The organism is Pseudomonas sp. EL_65y_Pfl2_R96, from assembly GCF_963970905.1.
In the GTDB taxonomy this organism is placed as follows: domain Bacteria; phylum Pseudomonadota; class Gammaproteobacteria; order Pseudomonadales; family Pseudomonadaceae; genus Aquipseudomonas.
Genome location: NZ_CAXAQH010000175.1, coordinates 1 through 573, shown reverse-complemented (window position 1 = coordinate 573; position 573 = coordinate 1). Strand labels below are relative to the sequence as shown.

1 protein-coding gene is annotated in these 573 nt (G+C 67.5%); it reads right to left on the bottom strand.

Features of this window, described 5'->3' with window-relative positions:
* Positions 1–159 precede the first annotated feature (159 nt).
* Positions 160–573, bottom strand: a 414-nt coding sequence (locus AACY49_RS30070; RefSeq protein WP_339527873.1) for a lycopene cyclase family protein, incomplete at its 5' end; no start/stop codon positions are given.

Here is a 573-nt window from a genome sequence, read left to right as displayed (position 1 = left end):
CCGGCCGATTGCAGCCGGATCGCCAGCGCAAGCCCGCCAAACCCGGCGCCGATGACGATCGCGGTGCGTGGCGTACCGCGCGGTGCCGCCGAACTCATGCCGGCTTTCCCACAACGACTGCGCGCAGCGCCCGCGCGATCGGGACGGGGGGCTTCCCGGTCAAAATCCGTGCCTTGTCATCATCGTCGATTGTCCTGCGTAGAAGCGCCGCACAAGCTGCGGATCGAGCCGGTAAAACCGTTCGAGAATGCGGTAGCGCTCATCGGGGTCGGCGGCGCGGAACAGCATCCGGTCGAGCATACGATAGAAGCCGCGCGCCTGCCACGTTCGTTTTGCCACATCGTGCGTCAAGCGGTGCAACGCGCTGCCCGAAAGGTCGCTCGCCCGCGCGATTGCGGTGGCAAGGCGTACGGCATCGGGCAGCGAATAGCCCGTGGTCGGGTGGAACAGCCCGGCGCGCATCCCGGCCTTGGCCACCTTGTTGCCGCCCGATTGCCAATAGGCCTCGAAATCGCCGCCCATCGCCACCGGCAGCACGCCCCATTCCTCGCGCATGACGGTGCGCGTGTCCCA